Below are 1,024 nucleotides of genomic sequence, written 5' to 3' on the forward strand. Positions count from 1 at the left end.
AGTACGACTCCCAACTACCGAATTCGCTCACAGCCATTCGTCTACGAGCGCCGGCAGCACGTCGACGGGACAACCGCCCAACGTCAGCTCACCCGTCTCGGGGTCGTGACGTCGACGCGGCTGTGGTGTGTGTCCCGCTTCTGATGCGCGACCTGGTTCGGTTCATGCCGAGCTACGACACCGAGGCCGAACGGCGCGCATACATCAGCGCCGTCAAAGACATTGCCGTGCAAGTGAACGCCGCGATCATGACCCACGACCCCGAGACGGGTGAGCTGACGTTGGGCGGTTGTCCCGTCGACGTGCTGCCGGCGCTCGTAGACGAATGGCTGTGAGCGAATTCGGTAGTTGGGAGTCGTACTTCTACCCCGACACGATCGACCCGGATACCGGGATCGGGACGCTGCGCAACCTCTATGACGAGCGCGACGCGCGGGTGCTGTCTCGGATGGAGTACACCGACACCACCGTGCGCGCCGTGCAGCTCGGTAACGGCGAGGTCGACGTGCCGCGCACGTTCGACGGGGCTCACCTACGCGCGATCCACGGGCACTTGTTCCAGGACGTCTACGAGTGGGCGGGGGAGTACCGCACCGTGGAAATGTCGAAGGGTCCAGGGCGCGGCTTCGGTGAGGTCAAGACGGGCGAGGTCGACCGGTATCTGTCCGACGCCCGCCAGCTCGTGACGTCGACGGACTGGGCCAAGATCAGCCGCAACGATTTCGTGGCCACGGCCTCAACCGTGTTCGCCTACGTCAACCAGGCGCACCCGTTCCGCGAGGGCAACGGCCGCACGTCGAAGGTGTTTATGGCCCACGTGGCCGAGCAGTCGCCGTACCGGTTCGACTTCGCCCGCGTGAGCCCGGAGCAGTGGAACGGGGGATCGGCCATGAGCCGTCCCGACATGTTCGCCTACGCTCCCGAGCCCGCATCCCTCGTCCCGGTGTTCGCCGCGGTGACCGTCGAGCGCACGGCACCCCAGGCCGGCCCTGACCGGGCCGCTCAGGTGCGTTCAGCGGAGGCG

At 66.5% G+C, this 1,024-nt stretch carries 2 protein-coding genes; both read left to right on the forward strand.

The features are described from left to right. Positions 1-143 precede the first annotated feature (143 nt). Positions 144-335 (forward strand): hypothetical protein, encoded by a 192-nt coding sequence (locus KZA10_RS16020; RefSeq protein ID WP_218683381.1) that lies wholly within the window; start codon positions 144-146, stop codon positions 333-335. Continuing rightward, positions 332-1,024 (forward strand): Fic family protein (locus KZA10_RS16025; RefSeq protein ID WP_308289696.1); only part of this gene is annotated, 693 nt, incomplete at its 3' end. The genes KZA10_RS16020 and KZA10_RS16025, both read left to right, overlap by 4 nt.

It is taken from the genome of Microbacterium sp. BF1, from assembly GCF_019279095.1.
Classification (GTDB): Bacteria; Actinomycetota; Actinomycetes; order Actinomycetales; family Microbacteriaceae; genus Microbacterium; species Microbacterium maritypicum.

Coding starts and splice junctions, on each gene's coding strand:
- KZA10_RS16020 (WP_218683381.1), top strand. CDS start 144: ATGCGCGACCTGGTTCGGTTCATGCCGAGCTACGACACCGAGGCCGAA.